This window comes from Granulicatella balaenopterae (assembly GCF_900111135.1).
GTDB lineage: Bacteria > Bacillota > Bacilli > Lactobacillales > Aerococcaceae > Granulicatella > Granulicatella balaenopterae.
Window position 1 is genome coordinate 1 of sequence record NZ_FOGF01000075.1, and the last position, 2,045, is coordinate 2,045.

22 tRNA genes are annotated in these 2,045 nt (G+C 50.0%); all 22 read left to right on the forward strand.

Going from position 1 to position 2,045, the window contains the following annotated elements:
* Positions 1-20 precede the first annotated feature (20 nt).
* The 22 genes from BMX09_RS09670 (at position 21) to BMX09_RS09775 (ending at position 2,024) form a co-directional block, all read left to right on the forward strand.
* Positions 21-93 (forward strand) — tRNA-Ala (locus tag BMX09_RS09670).
* 17 nt (positions 94-110) lie between these two features.
* Positions 111-184: transfer RNA gene (locus tag BMX09_RS09675), tRNA-Met, on the forward strand.
* A gap of 28 nt (positions 185-212) precedes the next feature.
* Positions 213-286, forward strand: a tRNA-Ile gene (locus tag BMX09_RS09680).
* Between the two features lie 23 nt (positions 287-309).
* Positions 310-399: transfer RNA gene (locus BMX09_RS09685), tRNA-Ser, on the forward strand.
* 11 nt (positions 400-410) lie between these two features.
* A tRNA-Met gene (locus tag BMX09_RS09690) sits at positions 411-483 on the forward strand.
* A gap of 9 nt (positions 484-492) precedes the next feature.
* A tRNA-Asp gene (locus tag BMX09_RS09695) sits at positions 493-565 on the forward strand.
* Between the two features lie 8 nt (positions 566-573).
* Positions 574-646 (forward strand) — tRNA-Phe (locus BMX09_RS09700).
* An 11-nt stretch (positions 647-657) separates the two neighbouring features.
* A tRNA-Gly gene (locus BMX09_RS09705) sits at positions 658-728 on the forward strand.
* 12 nt (positions 729-740) lie between these two features.
* Positions 741-812, forward strand: a tRNA-Glu gene (locus BMX09_RS09710).
* Between the two features lie 22 nt (positions 813-834).
* Positions 835-924: transfer RNA gene (locus tag BMX09_RS09715), tRNA-Ser, on the forward strand.
* A gap of 11 nt (positions 925-935) precedes the next feature.
* Positions 936-1,008: transfer RNA gene (locus tag BMX09_RS09720), tRNA-Met, on the forward strand.
* Between the two features lie 9 nt (positions 1,009-1,017).
* Positions 1,018-1,090: transfer RNA gene (locus BMX09_RS09725), tRNA-Asp, on the forward strand.
* A 10-nt stretch (positions 1,091-1,100) separates the two neighbouring features.
* Positions 1,101-1,171, forward strand: a tRNA-Gly gene (locus BMX09_RS09730).
* A 15-nt stretch (positions 1,172-1,186) separates the two neighbouring features.
* A tRNA-Ile gene (locus BMX09_RS09735) sits at positions 1,187-1,260 on the forward strand.
* Positions 1,261-1,299: 39 nt separating this feature from the next.
* Positions 1,300-1,387 (forward strand) — tRNA-Ser (locus BMX09_RS09740).
* Between the two features lie 19 nt (positions 1,388-1,406).
* Positions 1,407-1,478 (forward strand) — tRNA-Glu (locus BMX09_RS09745).
* A gap of 39 nt (positions 1,479-1,517) precedes the next feature.
* A tRNA-Gly gene (locus tag BMX09_RS09750) sits at positions 1,518-1,588 on the forward strand.
* A gap of 12 nt (positions 1,589-1,600) precedes the next feature.
* Positions 1,601-1,672: transfer RNA gene (locus BMX09_RS09755), tRNA-Glu, on the forward strand.
* Positions 1,673-1,681: 9 nt separating this feature from the next.
* A tRNA-Val gene (locus tag BMX09_RS09760) sits at positions 1,682-1,754 on the forward strand.
* 4 nt (positions 1,755-1,758) lie between these two features.
* Positions 1,759-1,831, forward strand: a tRNA-Lys gene (locus tag BMX09_RS09765).
* Between the two features lie 25 nt (positions 1,832-1,856).
* Positions 1,857-1,938 (forward strand) — tRNA-Leu (locus BMX09_RS09770).
* 13 nt (positions 1,939-1,951) lie between these two features.
* A tRNA-Thr gene (locus BMX09_RS09775) sits at positions 1,952-2,024 on the forward strand.
* Positions 2,025-2,045 lie beyond the last annotated feature (21 nt).

Consider the following 2,045-nt stretch of genomic DNA (forward strand, 5'->3'; position numbering starts at 1 on the left):
ATCCTGTATTCCCGATTTATGGGGGCTTAGCTCAGATGGGAGAGCGCCTGCTTTGCACGCAGGAGGTCAGCGGTTCGATCCCGCTAGTCTCCATTCAACATTTTAATATTGGCGGTGTAGCTCAGCTGGCTAGAGCGTCCGGTTCATACCCGGGAGGTCGTGGGTTCGATTCCCTCCGCCGCTATATTTATTTTTGAGATTACAAAGAGCTTGGACCTTTAGCTCAGGTGGTTAGAGCAGACGGCTCATAACCGTCCGGTCGTAGGTTCGAGTCCTACAAGGTCCATTAATAAAATTTTATAAAGCCATGGAGGATTACCCAAGTCCGGCTGAAGGGAACGGTCTTGAAAACCGTCAGACGTGTAAAAGCGTGCAAGGGTTCGAATCCCTTATCCTCCTTTTAATATTATCGCGGGGTGGAGCAGTTGGCAGCTCGTCGGGCTCATAACCCGAAGGTCGCAGGTTCGAGTCCTGCCTCCGCAATTAACAATAGGTTCCGTGGTGTAGGGGTTAACATGCCTGCCTGTCACGCAGGAGATCGCGGGTTCGATTCCCGTCGGGACCGTTTTGTTTGCTTTGGTAGCTCAGTTGGTAGAGCACTTGATTGAAGCTCAAGGTGTCGGCGGTTCGATTCCGTCCCGAAGCATTTAGGAAGATGCGGGTGTAGTTTAGTGGTAAAACTACAGCCTTCCAAGCTGTTGTCGCGAGTTCGATTCTCGTCACCCGCTTTTATAAATACTGGCCCGTTGGTCAAGCGGTTAAGACACCGCCCTTTCACGGCGGTAACACGGGTTCGATTCCCGTACGGGTCATTTATAAATTTTATAAAGCCATGGAGGATTACCCAAGTCCGGCTGAAGGGAACGGTCTTGAAAACCGTCAGACGTGTAAAAGCGTGCAAGGGTTCGAATCCCTTATCCTCCTTTTAACATTATCGCGGGGTGGAGCAGTTGGCAGCTCGTCGGGCTCATAACCCGAAGGTCGCAGGTTCGAGTCCTGCCTCCGCAATTAACAATAGGTTCCGTGGTGTAGGGGTTAACATGCCTGCCTGTCACGCAGGAGATCGCGGGTTCGATTCCCGTCGGGACCGTTATACTTATGCGGGTGTAGTTTAGTGGTAAAACTACAGCCTTCCAAGCTGTTGTCGCGAGTTCGATTCTCGTCACCCGCTTTAAGTTGTTGTTTAGGGCCTATAGCTCAGCTGGTTAGAGCGCACGCCTGATAAGCGTGAGGTCGATGGTTCGAGTCCATTTAGGCCCATTGATAAAAGTTTATATATATTAGTTAATATTTGGATTTGGGGAAGTACTCAAGAGGCTGAAGAGGCGCCCCTGCTAAGGGTGTAGGTCGCGTAAGCGGCGCGAGGGTTCAAATCCCTCCTTCTCCGTTAACTTTTATCAAATACTGGCCCGTTGGTCAAGCGGTTAAGACACCGCCCTTTCACGGCGGTAACACGGGTTCGATTCCCGTACGGGTCATTAAAAGATAACATTATCTTTTATTAATATCACTAAAATGCGGGTGTAGTTTAGTGGTAAAACTACAGCCTTCCAAGCTGTTGTCGCGAGTTCGATTCTCGTCACCCGCTTTTATAAATACTGGCCCGTTGGTCAAGCGGTTAAGACACCGCCCTTTCACGGCGGTAACACGGGTTCGATTCCCGTACGGGTCATTTCATTATGGAGGTTTAGCTCAGCTGGGAGAGCACCTGCCTTACAAGCAGGGGGTCAGCGGTTCGATCCCGTTAACCTCCATCATGAGTCATTAGCTCAGTTGGTAGAGCATCTGACTTTTAATCAGAGGGTCGCAGGTTCGAACCCTGCATGACTCATTCTCTATAAAGAGAAAACTTAATAGCGGGTGTGGCGGAATTGGCAGACGCACTAGATTTAGGATCTAGCGTTGAGAGACGTGGGGGTTCGAGTCCCTTCACCCGCATTGATTTTATTAAGCCGGCTTAGCTCAGTTGGTAGAGCATCTGATTTGTAATCAGAGGGTCGAGGGTTCAACTCCTTTAGCCGGCATTTTGCGGAAGTAGTTCAGTG